The sequence below is a fragment of the Staphylococcus argenteus genome (assembly GCF_000236925.1).
GTDB classification, from domain to species: Bacteria; Bacillota; Bacilli; order Staphylococcales; family Staphylococcaceae; genus Staphylococcus; species Staphylococcus argenteus.
Map to the genome: position 1 here is coordinate 1,531,169 of NC_016941.1, position 17,022 is coordinate 1,548,190.

Below are 17,022 nucleotides of genomic sequence, written 5' to 3' on the forward strand. Positions count from 1 at the left end.
TATAAACATTTTAGGCAATAGCTTTTTATGAGACTTCGTTTAAAGATAATGCATTAAGTTAACGAGGTTATCTCAACACATTTACTTTAAAATTAATTGATTAACCTCTTGAAATGTAACTTCCGTCACCAGTATTGATAACTAAAACGTCGCCTTCATTTACAAATAAAGGCACATTTAAAGTATAACCAGTTTCAACAGTTGCAGATTTAGTAGCACCTGTTGCAGTATCACCTTTGATACCTGGTTCAGTTTCAGTTACAGTTAATTCAACAGTTTTAGGTAATTCAACACCGATTGTTTCACCTTCGTATGTTTGAATTTGTACTTCCATACCTTCTTTTAAGTAATTCAATTCTTCTTTTAAGTAATCACTTGAAAGTTCAGTTTGTTCGAAACTTTCATTATCCATAAACACGTGATTATCACCATCAGCATATAAATATTGCATACGACGGTTTTCAATCATTGCTGGTTCTACTTTTTCACCAGCTCTAAACGTTTTCTCTTGAATAGCACCAGTTCTTAAATTACGTAATTTTGAACGAACGAATGCTGAACCTTTACCAGGCTTTACGTGTTGGAAATCAATAACTTTCCAAATAGCATTATCAACAGAAATTGTTAAACCTGTTTTAAAATCATTAACCGAAATCATTCAGTTTCCTCCTCATTATACACGCTTATGTTAAAACTATAAGGTCTTTTGTGCATTTAGTAAAGACTTGACACCCATTTTCTGTAATTAAAATATCATCTTCTATTCTAATTCCACCTAAACCTTCGATATAAACGCCTGGTTCTACTGTAACACAGTTGTTTACTTGTAGTTTATCTTGAATTGTTCTTGCCAACATTGGGCCTTCGTGAATTTCAAGTCCAATACCATGGCCTAGTGAATGACCGAATTCTTTACCATAACCTTTTGAATCTAAATATTCTCTAGAAATTGCATCCGCTTCTGCACCAGTCATGCCGGGTTTAATCTCATTTATTGCTTTCATCTGAGATTCAAGCACAATCTGATAAATTTCTTTTAACTTTGGATTCGGTTCCCCAATTGCAAATGTTCTTGTAATATCTGAGCAATAACCTTTATAGTAAGCGCCAAAATCCAACGTTATCATATCACCTTTTTCAATAACTTTATCACTTGCAACACCATGGGGTAATGCACCTCTGTGCCCTGATGCAACAATCGTATCAAATGATGGTCCATCTGCACCTAGTTCAAGCATTTTGCTTTCTAAAATTGCTTTTAATTCTTTCTCAGTCATACCAGCTTTTGCAACAGTCAGTATGTATTCATAAGTTTCATCAACTATATCTGCAGCTTTTTGAATCAATGCTATTTCTTCTTTATCTTTCACATCTCTGATTTTATCTACAGCATTAGAAATACTAATTAGCGTTAAGCGACTTTTGTTTAATTCTAAATAAGTATCGTAGCTTACTTGATGACCCTCAAATCCTATGTTCTCAAATTTTTCTTGATGTAATAACTCTTTAATTTCATCGATAATTGTAGATTTACGATTAATAATTTTATAATTTGGAGCTTGTGCCGTCGCTTGATCTATATATCTAAAATCAGTAATTAAATACTGCTTATCTTTTGATATAATTAACGCACCACTTGTTCCAGAAAAACCGGATAAATATCTTCTATTAAAATCTGAAAGTATAATAACTGCATCTAAATGTTTTTGTTCTAAAATTCGATGCACTTGTGATATTCTACTCATCTTATAACCTCCTAGTTAAAAGTTTGTGCATTTCTACTTTATACATTAAAATAATATCATATTAACGATTAAAAATAATAGATATTGATTTTAGGGAGATTGTAATGAAAAAATTGGTTTCAATTGTTGGCGCAACATTATTGTTAGCTGGTTGTGGATCACAAAACTTAGCACCATTAGAAGAAAAAACAACAGACTTAAGAGATGATAATCATCAACTTAAACTGGATATTCAAGAACTTAATCAACAAATCACAGATTCTAAAAACAAAATTAAAGGACTTGAAAAAGATAAAGAAAATAGCAAAAAAACTGCATCAAATAATACGAAAATTAAATTGATGAATATAACTTCAACATATTATGATAAAGTCGCTAATGCTTTAAAATCATATAATGATATTGAAAAAGATGTTTCGAAGAACAAAGGGGATAAAGATGTTCAATCAAAATTAAATCAAATATCTAATGATATTCAGAGTGCACATAATACTTATAAAGATTCCATTGATGGATTATCGCTAAATGATGATGACAAAAAAACATCTAAAAACATCGACAAATTAAACTCTGATTTGAATAGCGCGTTTGATGATATTAAAAACGGCTATCAAAATAAAGATAAAAAGCAATTAACTAAAGGTCAACAAGCATTATCCAAATTAAATTTAAACGCTAAATCATGATAGGAGCATTTTAATGCGTAATATAATTTTTTATTTAATACTTATTGTTGCTGCAATCGGATTAATAGTTAACTTAGATGATTTTATTTTTTCAATTGTAAGAATGTTAATCAGTTTTGCAGTTATAGCCGGAATTATTTACCTTATTTATTACTTCTTCATCTTAACAGAAGACCAACGTAAATATCGTAAGGCAATGCGTAAGTATAAAAGAAATCAAAGAAGAAAATAATAATAGCGAAAAAATGGAAGCGAATTAAGGTTAAAAACAGCCTATTTTCGCTTCCATTTTTTCGCTATTATTATTTACTTTCTATACGTCCATTCATCTGAACGATATTTTTCTGTAAGTTCATTTACTTCTGCTAATTGTGATTCAGTTAATTCAAGCGGTTTCAATTGAATATTTAAACCTTTTTTAAATCCTTCTTCAAATGCTTCTTCCATTTGTTTTATCGTAATATGTTTATCTGAAATGTCATTAATAGCGACTGCTTTTTCCACGAAAGCTTCTTTCATTTTTGCTTTTAATCTATCATTTTTATAAATAAACATATCAAATAATTCATCAATATCAATATCTTGTAAAATTGAACCGTGCTGTAAAATAACGCCTTTTTGTCTTGTTTGAGCACTTCCTGCAATTTTACGTCCTTCTACAACTAATTCATACCAACTGGGCGCATCAAAACAAACTGAACTTCGAGGTTGTTTTAGCTTTTGACGTACTTCCGGTGTCTTAGGTACAGCAAAATACGTTTCAAAGCCAAGATTTTTGAATCCTTCTAACAATCCTTGTGAAATTACTCTATATGCTTCAGTTACAGTTGAAGGCATATTGGGATGTGATTCTGGAACTATAACACTATAAGTTAACTCTTTATCATGGAGCACCCCTCGGCCACCAGTCTGACGCCTTACGAGACCGAAACCTTTCTCTTCAACTTTATCTATGTCAATTTCCTTTTGTAATCTTTGAAAATATCCAATTGATAATGTCGCTGGATTCCAAGTATAAAAGCGGATGACTGGATCAATTTCACCTCTTGAGACAAAATTTAACAACGCTTCATCCATCGCCATATTAAAATATGGATCTTTACTTCCGGTATTTATAAAATTCCAAGTTTCAGTCATATTCTAGAACTCCTATCAGCAAAATGTATAATATTTGATTCGCTAATTAATCAATTTAACTAAATGAATAATAATTGTAATTCTTTAGTGAAATATTTTGATAATTTGACCTAACAGTCTTATAATTATATTATCGTTTAATTAGGGAGGATGCAAGATGAGTGCTAGTTTGTACATCGCAATAATTTTAGTAGTAGCAATTATTGCTTATATGATTGTTCAACAAATTCTTAACAAACGAGCTGTTAAAGAATTAGATCAAAATGAATTCCATAATGGGATTAGAAAAGCTCAAGTCATCGATGTTAGAGAGAAAGTTGACTATGATTATGGTCATATTAATGGTTCTCGCAATATTCCTATGACAATGTTTAGACAAAGATTCCAGGGATTAAGAAAAGACCAACCGGTTTATCTATGTGATGCTAATGGGATTGCAAGTTATAGAGCTGCTCGTATTTTAAAAAAGAATGGATATACAGATATCTATATGTTAAAAGGCGGCTATAAAAAATGGACTGGAAAAATTAAGTCTAAGAAGTAGTTTTTTGTTTTAGTAAATTTAATACAAGATATCTAAAAAATCTGAGTGTTTATTGAGAACCAATTTAAATACTCAGATTTTTATTATTTATATTGGTTCTGTTATATTACTTGAAGCTGTTAAAATTACTCAATCATATTTCAAAATTCATTTTCCAACCATGGTATTAGCAATAAATATATTTTATGTATTCAAAACGTTTTCTCAGCAACTAAAATCTAATAAAAAGACTAGCGAGTACAATACATATACCCACTAGTCATTTCAATACCTATTTATTTTTCTTGCTTAAGATTTTCAAATTTAAGAATTGGCTTACGCGCAGCAGTTGCTTCATCTAATCGGTCAATTACTGTCGTGTGTGGCGCTTCCAATACTTTATCTGGATCATTTTTAGCTTCTTCAGCAATATTAATTAAACTATCAATAAAGTAGTCTAACGTTTCTTTCGATTCTGTTTCAGTCGGTTCAATCATCATACCTTCCTCTACATTAAGTGGGAAGTAAATTGTAGGTGGATGAACTCCAAAATCTAATAATCGTTTAGCCATATCTAAAGTTCTCACACCGAATTCTTTTTGGCGAACACCACTTAAGACAAATTCATGCTTACAATATTGTTTATATGGAACTTCAAAATGTTCTGATAAACGCGCCTTAATGTAATTTGCATTCAAAACAGCTGCCTCTGAAACTTCTTTAAGTCCAGTCGCTCCCATCGTTCTAATATACGTATAGGCTCTTAAATAAATTCCAAAATTACCATAAAATGGTTTGACACGGCCGATTGAATATTTAATGTCATTATCATATTTAAAAGTGTCACCGTCTTTAATGACCATTGGTTTAGGTAAATAGCTAGCAAGTTCTTTAACTACACCAACTGGGCCTGAACCTGGACCGCCACCGCCATGTGGACCAGTAAATGTTTTGTGTAAATTTAAATGTACCGCATCAAATCCCATATCTCCCGGGCGTACTTTATCCATAATGGCATTTAAATTAGCGCCATCATAATATAATAAACCTCCGGCATTATGAACAATTTCACGAATTTCCATTATGTTTTTTTCGAAAATCCCTAAAGTATTCGGATTTGTTAACATAATTGCTGCTGTATTTTCATTCACAACACGTTTTAAGTCATCGATATCAACTTCTCCACGCTCATTAGATTTTACAGTGACCGATTTAAACCCTGCAAAAGAAGCTGAAGCTGGATTCGTTCCATGTGCTGAATCAGGAACAATTACTTCATCACGATGTCCTTCACCGTTATTTTCATGATATGCTTTAAAAATCATAAGTGCAGTCCATTCACCGTGTGCACCGGCAGCTGGTTGTAATGTAACTTCATCCATGCCAGTAATTTCTTTCAACTCTTCTTGCAAACTATAAATAATTTCTAATGAACCTTGGACTTGATCTTCATCCTGTAATGGGTGTGATTCACTAAATCCTGGTATTCTAGCCACTTTCTCATTAATTTTAGGATTATATTTCATCGTACATGATCCTAATGGATAAAATCCGTTATCGACACCGAAATTTTTATTTGATAATTCTGTATAATGACGAACTAAATCTAATTCAGCTACTTCAGGAAACTCCGCTTTATTTTTACGAATAAATTTTTCATCTAATAATGATTCTACTGCATCTGTTTTGATTTCACTTTTTGGTAAAGAAAACGCATATCTTCCTTTACGAGATCTCTCAAAAATTAACGGACTTGATTTACTAGTCATTTAACTCACCAGCTTTCTCTACAAATGTATCAATTTCATCTTTTGTTCTTAATTCAGTTACAGCAATTAACATATGGTTTTTAAAGTCGTCTGAAACAACGCCTAAATCAAAGCCACCAATAATGTTTTGCTTAACTAATTCTTTATTAATTTGTTGAATTGGTTTGTCAAATTTAACTACAAATTCATTGAATGAAGTGCCTTCTAGTACTTCGAAGCCTTTATTAATAAATTGCTGTTTAGCATAATTTGCGTGTTCAAAATTTTGAACAGCAATGTCATATATACCTTGTTTGCCAAGCGCTGACATTGCAATCGATGATGCTAGAGCATTTAATGCTTGGTTTGAACAAATGTTGGATGTCGCTTTATCACGTCTAATATGTTGCTCACGTGCTTGTAATGTTAATACAAAACCTCTATTACCTTCATCATCTTGCGTTTGACCAACTAGTCTACCTGGTACTTTACGCATTAATTTTTTTGTAGTTGCGAAATATCCACAATGCGGGCCACCAAATTGTGCAGGAATACCAAATGGCTGAGTATCTCCTACTACAATATCTGCACCAAATGTACCTGGTGGTGTAAGTAATCCTAAAGCTAATGGATTTGCATATACAATGAAGAGTGCTTTTTTATCTTCTACAAAGCTTTGAATTTTTTCTAAATCCTCAATAGAGCCATAGAAGTTTGGATATTGAACGGCAACAGCTGCTGTATCATCATCTACTGCTTTTTCTAATTTATTTAAATCTGTTACAGTACCATCTAATTCAATTTCAACTATTTCAAATTCCTTACGAGTTTTAGCATAAGTATGCAGTACTTGTAGTGCTTGATAATGCAAACCTTTAGAAACTACAATTTTATTCTTCTTAGTTTGGCTAAATGCTAAAATACATGCTTCTGCAAAACTAGTCATTCCATCATACATTGAAGAGTTTGCTACATCCATATCTGTTAGCTCACAAATTAAAGTTTGGAACTCGAAAATAGCTTGTAATTCACCTTGAGAAATTTCAGGTTGATATGGTGTATAGGCTGTATAGAATTCAGATCTAGAAATCATAGCATCTACAACCGATGGCGTATAATGATCGTAGACACCTGCTCCTAAAAATGATGTATGTGTTTCTTTAGTAATATTCTTACTTGCGATACGATTTAATCTTCTAAGTAATGTAGTTTCTGCTTCACCTTCAGCGATATTTAAATCTCTATTTAATAAAATATCACTTGGTACATCTCCAAATAATTCTCCAATAGATTTTGCACCAATTGTTTGTAACATCTCTTGTTTGTCTTCTTCAGTTAAAGGTATATAACGATGACTCACAATGCACACCCCTTTTAATTATTTATCAATTTGATTTTTCTTAACAATTTTCGCTTTTAATTGACGCTTACGAACTTGAACAAGTAATTCTCTACCCATTTCAAATTCATCTCTTTTTATCATTGCTAGAGCAATTGATTTACCTGATGATGGTGATTGAGTACCTGAAGTTACTTCGCCAATAATATTGCCATCTAAATCCATGACTTCATAACCAGTTCTTGCAATTCCTTTTTCAAGTAATTCTAATCCCACCGTTCTTCTAGGGGCACCATTCTCTTTTTGATCTTTTAAAACTGATTTACCAATAAAGTCAGCTTCAATAAGCGGTTTACTCGCAAATGCGATACCACCCTCATAAGGCGTAATTGATTCAGTTAAATCTTGACCATGTAGTGGCAATCCAGCTTCTAATCTTAATGTATCTCGAGCACCTAATCCACACGGCAATACATTATACTCTAATAATCCATCCCAAATTTTTTCTGTATCATTAATATCACAATAAATTTCGAAACCATCTTCTCCAGTATATCCAGATTGAGATAAAATGACGTTTGTCCCAAATAATTGAATATCTTTTTTGAATTCGAACATACCCATTTCAGTGACATCAACATCTACTAAATCATTAATTAAGTTTCTTGCTTTTGGTCCTTGTATCGCTAATTGACCATATTGATTTGATACATTTTGAACTTCAACGTCAAATTGGTCTTTATGTTTTAAAATCCAATTATAGTCTTTTTCGGTATTAGCAGCATTGACAACTAATAAATATTTGTCTTCAGCTAATTTGTATATTACTAAATCATCAATGATGCCACCTTCTTCATTACATAACGCAGTATATAACGCCTTAGAAGAAGTTAAATTATCAGTATCGTTTGATAATAAAAATTGTACAAACTGGCTAGCATCTTTACCTGTCACTTCAATTTCACCCATATGACTTACATCAAAAAGGCCAATTTCGTAACGAACAGCATTATGCTCTTCTTTAATACTTGAAAACTGAACAGGCATAGCCCATCCACCGAATTCTACAATTTTAGCACCTCTATCAACATAATTTTGATATAACGGTGTTTGTTTTAAATCACTTGACATTGAAATACCCCCTTAAAATTAAAAAACAGGATAGCTTTTGCTACCCTGTTTATAAATCACCAATTCAGGAACGCGTTACAGTATTATCCTTTTGCCTGAGAGTTTCGTAATAATTACTTGCACCTTCGGCGATAGAGTCTAACTGCTCTATTCTCTCTAATACTGATCACTCGCATTTATTAAATTTAGCAATTCATAATATATTTCTGAAATTGATAGTAGATTACTATCTAATTTCTTGAATGCGATTTCATTATATCTTAAAAACCGAGAGCAATACAAGTCATTTAATTGCTCTAATGTCTTATTGCTAGCATTCGGACGATGTGGATCATGATTTATTCTGCTGAATAATATTTCGATTTCACAATCTAACCATATAATATTTTTTTGATTTTTCAAATAATTGAACGCATCATTACTTTCAATGATACCTCCACCCGTAGCAATAATATCAGCATTATTAACACACTCTTGTAAATATTTAAATTCAAGTTCCCTAAAATAACGTTCATCATTCTGATTAAAGATTTCTGGAATTGTTAATTTTTGTTTGTCTTCAATATATAAATCAAGATCAACAAAATTCAAATTTTGTTTTTCTGCAACATATTTACCAATTGTTGACTTACCACTACCCATGAAACCAATTAATATAATTGGTGCTCTATTTAGCTCCATGTCCTTCCCCTTCTTTCAAAAGCATAACAATCTTATTTTTATAGTCACTTTCTAAATTATGTAATGTCTTTAATTTTAAACTATACTGACTAATATAAAAAGTGAAAATCGCAAAATAAATTGCAGTAAGCATCAATAAAAATGGTGTAACATAGCCGTTTTGTTGTAATCTATAATATTTTATTGTTTCATTCACAACCTTTATCAATTTTTAACAACAGTTAACAGAGCAACTTAAACAAATAATATTTTCTTGCGTATTAATTCACCTTCTTTTAATGATATTGATATTCGCAAAGTAGCATTTTGATCTTTATTAATTGAAAAAGACAGAACATTATTTAACATCGTTATATTCCCCTTATCATTAACTGTTTTGATAATTTTATTATTCAAAAATTTATACTCAATTTGCTCGTTTGTTTTATTGATAAGGATATTATGAGGTTTGATTTCAATTTGTTTTTTATCTATTTTTTTAAAATCATCAATTAAGTCTCTTGCAAAGAATTCAAAATCAACACTCGTTAAATCTTTGCTCTCATTTAAAAACGTCTTACTTATTTTTATCGTGTCAGGTACAATTAGCAAAATAATACTTATAGCCATCATTGCTAATATCATTTCAATTAACGAAAAAGCCTTAACTTTAATATTGAATACATTCTTTAAATTTTGAAGAATTTTCATTTGTAATTGCACAAATTTGCTTATCATCCAACTTAATAACATATTCTCCAATTTTAACTCCTTTTTTTAGCTCATTTTTACTATTTGTGGAAGCCGCAGTTAGAATAGTCTTTGCTGCATCTATACTTTTTACTTCAATATAGAAATTCATACGCATTTGATTCATCATTGGTATTAAAACTAAACAGATTAATCCTACTAACATAACTGCTGCCATGCTATCTAAAAAGAATGATGCTTTGAGCTTATAATTTTTCATAACGAATTCTTCCTTTTTCAATATGAAATATTATTCTATAAACCTTGTTGTTTTTTTCAATCGAAATGCTCCCAAACTTATTAATGTTTCCATGTTTATCAAAATAAATCGAATCCACTTTCGCAACATTAATTATTTTTCCAACTTTTAACTTTAAATAATAGATCTTATTTTTCTCAACTACTTTAATTGTGTCACTATTTTCATAAAATCTTACATTAATAAAACTTTGATTAGCAATTGCCTTTGATTTAATATAATTCAATTCAGTAATTAATGAAATGATATTCGATTCATCATTGATAACTTTGAAATCTTTTAAACTATTTGATGTCATAGTCAATAGAAGAAAACAACTAACAATCATCATTACAACAACCATTTCAATAAGTGTAAATGCTTGTTGTTTTCTAATTTGCAATAGCTTCTCCATTACTAATCGATATTGTTTCACCAGATTTACATGTTTTTTGCGCCTCTTTAATAAAGCCATCAGCTACTAATTCATCAATTGAAGAAGGATTTCTATTGTGTTTCAATGCATAAGCTTCAATTTGACTATTAACCATTTTAACTTGTGCATTACATCCAGTAGATTGGATATGCGCTGTTTGTTTCGCGATATTTGGAATAATTAAAATTAATAATAAACTTATAATTAATAGAACTAATAGCATTTCTATTAAAGTAAATGCTTTAGCTTTTTTAATAACTTTCAACATATATTAAACCTCCACTAATTAATACTTTGCATCATTTGGAACATTGGTAGCATTATTACTAAATAAATTGCAACAATAAAAAGCCCTAAGATTAAAAATAAAATTGGTTGTATAAATTGAGTTTGACGAATCGCTTTATCTTCAATTTGTTTCACTAAAATTTGAGAGTATAATCTAAGCTCAACTTCTAATTTCCCTCTTTTTTCACCTTGCTGTATAAACTTTATCAATTGTGGTTTAAAGCACTTTAAATTTGATAAAATTTCTGGTAACCCATGTCCTTTTTCTGAATATGTTAATAAATATTCACCTAAAAATTGTCTGAATGGATCACTACTATGATTGATATAAACATCAACGATAGATTGGAGTGTAATACCATTTTTATAGAATAAAACTAATTCATTTGTAACAAAATATGTTTTGAACAACTTATAATAACTGGATAAAATTGGCATCTTCATCATAAAGTTGATTTTATATAACATCGTTAGCCTGTTATAAATTAATTTTATTGAGGTGGTTAAAATTAAAATAAGAAAAATTGTTATTAAAATTAATGAGGGTAAACTTGAGATAAAAAAGGAAAGTGCTTTTTTAAATGTTGATAATTTAATATTCATTGAAGTATATAGTTGTTGGAATTGTGGAATAACAGTGATATTCAACATCATAATCATTCCTATAAATACTGAAACTAACACTAAGGGATATTGCAAAGTTTTTAATAATCTTTGCTCGGATTTTCTATTTATTTTCATAAATTTCACTGTTTCATCTAAGATATCTACAATATTACCAAACCTTTCTGCTAAGTAAATTTGCATTACTATAGTATCACTATAGCCTAACATGGCTAGTATTTTGCTACACGATGCACCATTTGAAATTTCGCTAAGAATTTTTGACGATAGTTCTTTATCTTTATATTTAATTTGAAGGTTTAGAAACTGAAAGCTTTGATATAATGTGAACCCATATTGTAGTAAATTCTTTAAATTTACAATTAACTCTATTTGTTGTGCTTTGTTTAATTGTTGTTTCTTAGAATATTTTTTAAATATACGTATCCATTGTACTTTCACAAATGACACCTGCTTTTGTCATATCATCAAGCTTTGTTTCTAGTTTTTTAAATGAGGTAGGTAGTGAATGATTATGCGAGAAGAAATACTGAAGTTGTTGTTGTGATAAAATTTCACACACTAATTGTCGTTGCTGTTTAATTGTAGTAACAAGTCTTTGATTTATAATTAAATTAGTTGCTTGTATTAGTTCTTGTACTGAAATCCCCATTTCTAGTAATCTTAAAATTGCACCTTTACAATCTGTTGCATGTAAGGTAGTGAGTACTAGATGACCACTTAAACTTGCTTGGATGACACATTTAGCTACTTCTTTATCTCTAATTTCCCCTATAAGAATAACATCTGGGTCACACCTTAATATCGCTTTAAATGAATTGACATAGTTAATCCCCGCTTTTTCATTTACGTTTATTTGAACTATTCCAGGAATTTGCATTTCTACTGGGTCTTCAATAGATATAACATTTAAGTTTAACGCTTTGTTAGCGTATGAGACCATTTGATACATTAAAGTACTTTTACCTGAACCCGTCGGACCACTAAATAACAATAAGCCTTGTTTCTTATTCATTAAATGTTTAAAATCATTAAATTTATATGTTGATTTAGTTTGTTTAAAATATTGAGGAACTATTCTTATCACACAACTTTCTTGACCAAGTGATAATGGCAATGTTGAAATTCTTAAAAAATAAATTTTATTAAAATGGTAGCTATAACGACCACTCTGAGCAACTTGTTGCGTAGATACATCGAGACCAGCTTGAAATTTCATATAAACTAATAGCTTTTGATAAATACTATTTCCAATTTCTTCATACTGTTCCAAATTGTCATTTATACGAAATTTAATACTCACTTCATTATGAACAGGAATAAAATGGACATCACTCGCTTTCATTACTATCGCTTTGTTGATTATCTCTTGAAATAATATCTTCATAAAAATACCTCCTACATATATTCACGTAGAAGGTGTTTTTATTACTCTATTTTATCCATGTAAAAATGGATTTAATTGTTCATTTTCAACTGTCGTGTATGGTCCATGTCCAGGAAATAAAGGTAGATCATCTTCTAATTCAAAAATTTTATCTTGAATGGAATCAACTAATGTTTCGTAATCCCCTTTATATAAATCGGTACGACCAATACCATTATTAAATAATGTATCCCCAACAACAGCAAACTCATCGAATACATATGTTAAACTTCCTGGTGAATGTCCAGGAGTGTGTAATACATTAAACTTAAACCCTGAGATTTCTACATTGCCTTCATCGAGCTTTTCTGGATTTACTTTACTCGTAATAACTGGTAGTCCATACTGTTTAAATTTATCTGCGCCGTTTTTAACTGGATCCTTTAAAAAATCAAACTCTGATTCATGCATGTATACTGGCACATTATAACGTTCAACGATATCGTCAATAGCACCAATATGATCAAAGTGAGCATGTGTAAGTAATATTGCTTTCAAAGGTTTATTAATTTGATTTAATTTTTTAATGATTTTATCACTTTCGCTTGATGGATCTACTAAAATAACAGCTTTATCATTTTCGATGAAATACGTATTTGTGTCAACAAACCCTAATGTTAAGTTTGATATTCTCATGCGTTTTCACCACTATTTTTTAAATGTTTTTGTACTGATGTAATTTTATCATTCATCTGTCTAGACTTGTCACGTCGATCATCAATTCGTATATTAGTACAAACTCTACTCAAACCTTTATCAAACGGTAATTCATGAATAGCCTGGACAACCTCTAGTAAATCGCTTAATTCGCCTTCGATTAATGTATTCATAGGAGTTAATTGAAAATCAATTTTTCCCATATCTTTATACTCTTGAAGTTTTCTTTGAATATCAGCAATATATTTACTAACACTTGGACCTTCAGTTCCAACTGGAATAACAACTACATCAACAATAGCCATTATTTTACCCCCTCTTTATCTAATACATATGTTTTAATTAAACCTGCTGCACCAGTAATGCCAGCATCGTTACCTAACTTTGCTTGTACGATTTCAGTTTCAAATTGTGCCGGTTTAAATGTTAAATTATGATATTCCGTTTTAATATTTTCAATTAAAATAGGTCCTGCCGTCGACATCCCTCCGCCAAGTACAATGTATTTAGGGTTACTAGTTACACTAATAATACTACATAAATATCCAATATAGTTTGCTACTTTTTCAGTTATAAAAATACAGAACTGATCTCCCGCTTTAGCAGCATCGAAAACAGCTTTAGCCGTAACTTTATTCTCTTTAATTAATTCTAAAATTGAAGATCTAAAAGTTAATTTTGGATAGTAGAAATTAACTAAATTGACAACACCTGTAGCAGATGCAACCGTTTCAATGCAGCCAGAACGGCCACAATTACATTTGAATCGTTGATCAAAATCAGCTCTAAAATGTCCGATTTCTGCACCAGAACCATTATGTCCATGAACGATTTCACCATTTGAAATGATACCTCCACCTAGACCTGTTCCAAGTGTAATTGCTACAACATCATCAGCACCTTCACCAGCACCTTTATGTTTTTCTCCTAAAGCAGCAATGTTTGCGTCATTATCTACAAAAACTGGACACTCAACAAACTGTTCAAATATTTCACGCACATTTACTTTTCCTGGCCAGTATAAATTAACTGCGCCGTTAACTGTGCCATTTTCAAAGTCAACTGGACCTGGCACACCTATTCCTACGCCTAGCACGTTAGAAAAGTCATAATTATTGGCATCAACTTGTTCAACAAATGAATCATAGATACCTTTTAATAGTGTATACCCTGTACTATCAGTTGTATCTGTGTGGATTGACCATTTATGTAATTGTTCTAATTCAGGTGTAAAAATCCCTAATTTACAAGTTGTTCCGCCTACATCAGCTGCTAAAATAATTTTTGTCATTACTGTTCATTCCTTCTCTGATTAATTATCAACGTACATTTCAAATATTCTTCCTTGGATATAAGTTCATATTGATATAGTGATGAAATTTCTTGCTGAATCATTTCATACATATCTTGTGGATTTTTAAAATATATCAGAAATCCGTAACTTTTCAATAATTGTTGCACATCATAAAAGTTATTTATTTTTCGACTCATGTGATTTAGTCAACTCTTTTTCTAAGTTAATATAATCTGTATTTTTAGGATCTGTATTCAATGCTTTACGCACATATTTTAATGCTTTTCCATCATCATTTAATGAACGATTTGCAATTGCTAACTCAAAATTTAAAATTCCAGATTTAGGAAACATTCTAAGTCCTCTCTCCCATTCAGTCATGCCTTCAGATTTAGAGTTTTGAGTTGCCATAATCATGCCACTTAAGTAATAAGTCTGATCGTCTGCATAGTTTTTATTAATTGTTTGTTTAACAATATTTTGGGCATTATCATAATTACCATTAAGCATATCATCCTTAATTAGCTTATTATAAATATTATCTTCTTTAATTGTAAATATTCTAATTTGAAGAGCTATAAATATAACTAACAATGCTATAAGTAAAATCCAAAATAGTTTACGATTTACATTAAAGTAATAGCCAATTAATGTTATTAATAAACCACCTACGAAACCACCAATATGTGCTACGATATTGATATTGGACATAAATAATGACACACCAATCAAGATTACTAATGCTATCATTAACTGTCCTAACATTTTTTTATTAAATGTTTTAGAAACATACATCATCGCAAAAATTGCCCCAATTAATCCAAATATCGCGCCACTTGCACCAACAGATATGGTTGTCGTATTGAACGATAAGGATACAAAGTTACCAAATAATCCTGCTATAAAATAAATACCTAGCATTCTCCATGAACCAATAATTGCTTCGACTATTTTACCAAAAATAAACAACGAAAGCATATTCATAAGTATATGTTCGAAACTAAAATGTAAAAACATAGATGTTATAATTCTATACCATTCACCATGCACGACATTAAAATGCACAAGTCCGCCAACATCTAATAGTTTTACATCAGAAAAATTATTTAAATATAAAATCATACATAACCATATTAAGACATTAACAAATATTAACATGTATGTTGCCGGTGAAAACTTCTGCATATATTTATCTAAAAAATTATCAGTTAATACTTTACGTTTATAAAACATATATGTTTTTTTATCATTATCTTCAGAAATCATTTTAGCTAAAATAAAATTCGGCATTTGCTTAATTAAATCATTAGTGTTTCTTATAATATTAAATTTAATTTTAATCGGCGCAACTTCATTTAATTGTTCTTCTGAGAATGACGCTTCTGTAAAATAGTAAAATTCAAAACTTTGTGGTTCAAAAGATATAAATTCAGCGATTTCTTTTTTATGATCTAGAACTTTCGCTTTATCGAAGCGCATTTCCTGAGTAGAATTTATGTGTTGCTTAAAAATAACTATTTGTTTTTTTCTTTTATGTGCTAACCAAATTTCTTGGTCATCTTTCTCCCTACTGACGATATCGAAATTTAAATACCTAATCCAATAATAAATTGTCTTCCAAAATTGTTTGTCTATGTTCATTTAGTCCTCCACTATGCTGATTTATATATAATCAGTTTATCGACTGCTTGATCAAATGATTCTGGTTCAAAAGATGTTAATTGAAAATCATATAGTAAGCTTATTGTCTTCGTCTGGTATTCAGCTAAAAATTTATCATAATAGCCACCACCGTACCCTATCCTATATCCATCATTTTGAAAACCAACACCAGGCACAACAACTAAATCCAAGGCGTTTGTAATTTCACCTTCTGAAGTCGAAAAATAAATCCCCTTGTTATCAACTTCAATGTCGTCTAGATTAAATATTTCTTTAAAAGTCATTTGACGATTTGAATAATCCATTTCTGGTACAAAAACACGTTTATGTTGTTTTAAGGCATGCGAAATGATTGAGAAAGTATCAACCTCATGTTTGAATGCAAGAAACAATGCAATTGACTTTGCCTCTTTATATTCACTTGTTTCAAAAAAATTATTAGCTAGCCATGTGTCGGCCTTTTGCTTTTCATTTTTATTAAAGTTTTTCATTTTATGTAAAATTGTTTGCCTAATCTCTTTTTTAGTCACATCATCACCCACTTTATTCATTACTATTATATCGTTTATAACTATTCATGTCATTAAGTTGTCCTATTGAATTATGCGACAATTCTAAAATTATTTACATAATTCATTTAATTAATCTAATACGTTGTCACAAAGTACAAATAAAAAG

23 protein-coding genes and 1 riboswitch are annotated in these 17,022 nt (G+C 30.3%); of the genes, 3 read left to right on the forward strand and 20 right to left on the reverse strand.

The features are described 5' to 3' along the window. Nucleotides 1–100: 100 nt before the first annotated feature. Entirely contained in the window at nt 101–658 is a 558-nt protein-coding gene (gene efp / locus SAMSHR1132_RS07175; protein WP_000626505.1) for an elongation factor P, read from the reverse strand. Between the two features lie 25 nt (nt 659–683). Beyond that, the gene (locus SAMSHR1132_RS07180; RefSeq protein ID WP_000086998.1) at nt 684–1,745 is read right to left on the reverse strand and encodes a M24 family metallopeptidase; all 1,062 of its coding nucleotides are present in this window, start codon (nt 1,743–1,745) and stop codon (nt 684–686) included. 104 nt (nt 1,746–1,849) lie between these two features. Between SAMSHR1132_RS07180 and SAMSHR1132_RS07185 the strand changes: the two genes are divergently transcribed. Both SAMSHR1132_RS07185 and SAMSHR1132_RS07190 read left to right on the forward strand, forming a co-directional pair. Further along, nucleotides 1,850–2,431 carry a hypothetical protein gene (locus tag SAMSHR1132_RS07185; protein WP_000737681.1) on the forward strand — a complete coding sequence of 194 codons (582 nt, stop codon included), beginning with the start codon at nt 1,850–1,852 and terminating at the stop codon, nt 2,429–2,431. Nucleotides 2,432–2,444: 13 nt separating this feature from the next. After that, nucleotides 2,445–2,663: an SA1362 family protein gene (locus SAMSHR1132_RS07190; RefSeq protein ID WP_001244296.1), complete on the forward strand. Its 219-nt coding sequence runs from the start codon at nt 2,445–2,447 to the stop codon at nt 2,661–2,663. Nucleotides 2,664–2,737: 74 nt separating this feature from the next. Here SAMSHR1132_RS07190 and SAMSHR1132_RS07195 read toward each other — a convergent pair whose 3' ends face one another. Next, on the reverse strand, nt 2,738–3,568 hold the full coding sequence (locus SAMSHR1132_RS07195) for a lipoate--protein ligase family protein (RefSeq protein ID WP_000141104.1): 831 nt from the start codon (nt 3,566–3,568) through the stop codon (nt 2,738–2,740). A 157-nt stretch (nt 3,569–3,725) separates the two neighbouring features. Between SAMSHR1132_RS07195 and SAMSHR1132_RS14495 the strand changes: the two genes are divergently transcribed. Continuing rightward, nucleotides 3,726–4,112 carry a rhodanese-like domain-containing protein gene (locus SAMSHR1132_RS14495; RefSeq protein ID WP_001276576.1) on the forward strand — a complete coding sequence of 129 codons (387 nt, stop codon included), beginning with the start codon at nt 3,726–3,728 and terminating at the stop codon, nt 4,110–4,112. Between the two features lie 275 nt (nt 4,113–4,387). Here SAMSHR1132_RS14495 and gcvPB read toward each other — a convergent pair whose 3' ends face one another. The 17 genes from gcvPB to SAMSHR1132_RS07285 form a co-directional block, all read right to left on the reverse strand. Beyond that, the gene (gene gcvPB, locus SAMSHR1132_RS07205) at nt 4,388–5,860 is read right to left on the reverse strand and encodes an aminomethyl-transferring glycine dehydrogenase subunit GcvPB (protein WP_000202195.1); all 1,473 of its coding nucleotides are present in this window, start codon (nt 5,858–5,860) and stop codon (nt 4,388–4,390) included. Then, nucleotides 5,853–7,199, reverse strand: a complete 1,347-nt coding sequence (gcvPA, locus tag SAMSHR1132_RS07210) for an aminomethyl-transferring glycine dehydrogenase subunit GcvPA (RefSeq protein WP_000019677.1) — start codon at nt 7,197–7,199, stop codon at nt 5,853–5,855. Before gcvPA ends, gcvPB begins: the two co-directional genes overlap by 8 nt. 18 nt (nt 7,200–7,217) lie before the next feature. Then, the gene (gcvT, locus tag SAMSHR1132_RS07215) at nt 7,218–8,309 is read right to left on the reverse strand and encodes a glycine cleavage system aminomethyltransferase GcvT (protein WP_000093342.1); all 1,092 of its coding nucleotides are present in this window, start codon (nt 8,307–8,309) and stop codon (nt 7,218–7,220) included. Nucleotides 8,310–8,382: 73 nt separating this feature from the next. Then, a riboswitch (glycine riboswitch) is annotated at nt 8,383–8,479 on the reverse strand. Beyond that, nucleotides 8,466–8,990 (reverse strand): shikimate kinase, encoded by a 525-nt coding sequence (locus SAMSHR1132_RS07220; protein WP_000422579.1) that lies wholly within the window; start codon nt 8,988–8,990, stop codon nt 8,466–8,468. (Overlaps the previous riboswitch by 14 nt.) Then, nucleotides 8,977–9,126: a hypothetical protein gene (locus tag SAMSHR1132_RS07225; protein ID WP_072324192.1), complete on the reverse strand. Its 150-nt coding sequence runs from the start codon at nt 9,124–9,126 to the stop codon at nt 8,977–8,979. Before SAMSHR1132_RS07225 ends, SAMSHR1132_RS07220 begins: the two co-directional genes overlap by 14 nt. A gap of 98 nt (nt 9,127–9,224) precedes the next feature. Continuing rightward, nucleotides 9,225–9,722 (reverse strand): competence type IV pilus minor pilin ComGF, encoded by a 498-nt coding sequence (locus SAMSHR1132_RS07230; protein ID WP_072467206.1) that lies wholly within the window; start codon nt 9,720–9,722, stop codon nt 9,225–9,227. Beyond that, nucleotides 9,640–9,939: a hypothetical protein gene (locus tag SAMSHR1132_RS07235; protein WP_000800819.1), complete on the reverse strand. Its 300-nt coding sequence runs from the start codon at nt 9,937–9,939 to the stop codon at nt 9,640–9,642. Before SAMSHR1132_RS07235 ends, SAMSHR1132_RS07230 begins: the two co-directional genes overlap by 83 nt. Next, nucleotides 9,926–10,372 carry a competence type IV pilus minor pilin ComGD gene (comGD, locus tag SAMSHR1132_RS07240; RefSeq protein ID WP_072467207.1) on the reverse strand — a complete coding sequence of 149 codons (447 nt, stop codon included), beginning with the start codon at nt 10,370–10,372 and terminating at the stop codon, nt 9,926–9,928. The genes SAMSHR1132_RS07235 and comGD overlap by 14 nt, the downstream gene beginning before the upstream one ends. Beyond that, nucleotides 10,350–10,661, reverse strand: a complete 312-nt coding sequence (gene comGC / locus SAMSHR1132_RS07245; RefSeq protein ID WP_000921699.1) for a competence type IV pilus major pilin ComGC — start codon at nt 10,659–10,661, stop codon at nt 10,350–10,352. The genes comGD and comGC overlap by 23 nt, the downstream gene beginning before the upstream one ends. Nucleotides 10,662–10,675: 14 nt before the next feature. Further along, the gene (gene comGB / locus SAMSHR1132_RS07250; protein ID WP_000868162.1) at nt 10,676–11,746 is read right to left on the reverse strand and encodes a competence type IV pilus assembly protein ComGB; all 1,071 of its coding nucleotides are present in this window, start codon (nt 11,744–11,746) and stop codon (nt 10,676–10,678) included. Next, nucleotides 11,718–12,692 (reverse strand): competence type IV pilus ATPase ComGA, encoded by a 975-nt coding sequence (gene comGA, locus SAMSHR1132_RS07255; RefSeq protein ID WP_000697234.1) that lies wholly within the window; start codon nt 12,690–12,692, stop codon nt 11,718–11,720. Before comGA ends, comGB begins: the two co-directional genes overlap by 29 nt. Nucleotides 12,693–12,743: 51 nt before the next feature. Continuing rightward, the gene (locus SAMSHR1132_RS07260) at nt 12,744–13,367 is read right to left on the reverse strand and encodes an MBL fold metallo-hydrolase (protein WP_001222932.1); all 624 of its coding nucleotides are present in this window, start codon (nt 13,365–13,367) and stop codon (nt 12,744–12,746) included. Beyond that, a complete protein-coding gene (locus SAMSHR1132_RS07265; RefSeq protein ID WP_001018874.1) occupies nt 13,364–13,693 on the reverse strand; it encodes an MTH1187 family thiamine-binding protein in 330 nt (109 codons plus the stop codon). Before SAMSHR1132_RS07265 ends, SAMSHR1132_RS07260 begins: the two co-directional genes overlap by 4 nt. Beyond that, nucleotides 13,693–14,679, reverse strand: a complete 987-nt coding sequence (locus SAMSHR1132_RS07270; protein WP_000161316.1) for an ROK family glucokinase — start codon at nt 14,677–14,679, stop codon at nt 13,693–13,695. The genes SAMSHR1132_RS07265 and SAMSHR1132_RS07270 overlap by 1 nt, the downstream gene beginning before the upstream one ends. Then, nucleotides 14,679–14,879, reverse strand: coding sequence for a YqgQ family protein (locus tag SAMSHR1132_RS07275; RefSeq protein ID WP_000087563.1), 201 nt, complete (start codon nt 14,877–14,879; stop codon nt 14,679–14,681). Before SAMSHR1132_RS07275 ends, SAMSHR1132_RS07270 begins: the two co-directional genes overlap by 1 nt. Then, nucleotides 14,860–16,323 carry a rhomboid family protein gene (locus tag SAMSHR1132_RS07280; RefSeq protein WP_001017853.1) on the reverse strand — a complete coding sequence of 488 codons (1,464 nt, stop codon included), beginning with the start codon at nt 16,321–16,323 and terminating at the stop codon, nt 14,860–14,862. Before SAMSHR1132_RS07280 ends, SAMSHR1132_RS07275 begins: the two co-directional genes overlap by 20 nt. Nucleotides 16,324–16,334: 11 nt before the next feature. Then, nucleotides 16,335–16,874, reverse strand: coding sequence for a 5-formyltetrahydrofolate cyclo-ligase (locus tag SAMSHR1132_RS07285; RefSeq protein WP_096001342.1), 540 nt, complete (start codon nt 16,872–16,874; stop codon nt 16,335–16,337). Nucleotides 16,875–17,022 lie beyond the last annotated feature (148 nt).

Coding starts and splice junctions, on each gene's coding strand:
- efp (WP_000626505.1), bottom strand. CDS start 658: ATGATTTCGGTTAATGATTTTAAAACAGGTTTAACAATTTCTGTTGAT.
- SAMSHR1132_RS07180 (WP_000086998.1), bottom strand. CDS start 1,745: ATGAGTAGAATATCACAAGTGCATCGAATTTTAGAACAAAAACATTTA.
- SAMSHR1132_RS07185 (WP_000737681.1), top strand. CDS start 1,850: ATGAAAAAATTGGTTTCAATTGTTGGCGCAACATTATTGTTAGCTGGT.
- SAMSHR1132_RS07190 (WP_001244296.1), top strand. CDS start 2,445: ATGCGTAATATAATTTTTTATTTAATACTTATTGTTGCTGCAATCGGA.
- SAMSHR1132_RS07195 (WP_000141104.1), bottom strand. CDS start 3,568: ATGACTGAAACTTGGAATTTTATAAATACCGGAAGTAAAGATCCATAT.
- SAMSHR1132_RS14495 (WP_001276576.1), top strand. CDS start 3,726: ATGAGTGCTAGTTTGTACATCGCAATAATTTTAGTAGTAGCAATTATT.
- gcvPB (WP_000202195.1), bottom strand. CDS start 5,860: ATGACTAGTAAATCAAGTCCGTTAATTTTTGAGAGATCTCGTAAAGGA.
- gcvT (WP_000093342.1), bottom strand. CDS start 8,309: ATGTCAAGTGATTTAAAACAAACACCGTTATATCAAAATTATGTTGAT.
- SAMSHR1132_RS07220 (WP_000422579.1), bottom strand. CDS start 8,990: ATGGAGCTAAATAGAGCACCAATTATATTAATTGGTTTCATGGGTAGT.
- SAMSHR1132_RS07230 (WP_072467206.1), bottom strand. CDS start 9,722: ATGTTATTAAGTTGGATGATAAGCAAATTTGTGCAATTACAAATGAAA.
- SAMSHR1132_RS07235 (WP_000800819.1), bottom strand. CDS start 9,939: ATGAAAAATTATAAGCTCAAAGCATCATTCTTTTTAGATAGCATGGCA.
- comGD (WP_072467207.1), bottom strand. CDS start 10,372: ATGGAGAAGCTATTGCAAATTAGAAAACAACAAGCATTTACACTTATT.
- comGC (WP_000921699.1), bottom strand. CDS start 10,661: ATGTTGAAAGTTATTAAAAAAGCTAAAGCATTTACTTTAATAGAAATG.
- comGA (WP_000697234.1), bottom strand. CDS start 12,692: ATGAAGATATTATTTCAAGAGATAATCAACAAAGCGATAGTAATGAAA.
- SAMSHR1132_RS07260 (WP_001222932.1), bottom strand. CDS start 13,367: ATGAGAATATCAAACTTAACATTAGGGTTTGTTGACACAAATACGTAT.
- SAMSHR1132_RS07265 (WP_001018874.1), bottom strand. CDS start 13,693: ATGGCTATTGTTGATGTAGTTGTTATTCCAGTTGGAACTGAAGGTCCA.
- SAMSHR1132_RS07270 (WP_000161316.1), bottom strand. CDS start 14,679: ATGACAAAAATTATTTTAGCAGCTGATGTAGGCGGAACAACTTGTAAA.
- SAMSHR1132_RS07275 (WP_000087563.1), bottom strand. CDS start 14,879: ATGAGTCGAAAAATAAATAACTTTTATGATGTGCAACAATTATTGAAA.
- SAMSHR1132_RS07280 (WP_001017853.1), bottom strand. CDS start 16,323: ATGAACATAGACAAACAATTTTGGAAGACAATTTATTATTGGATTAGG.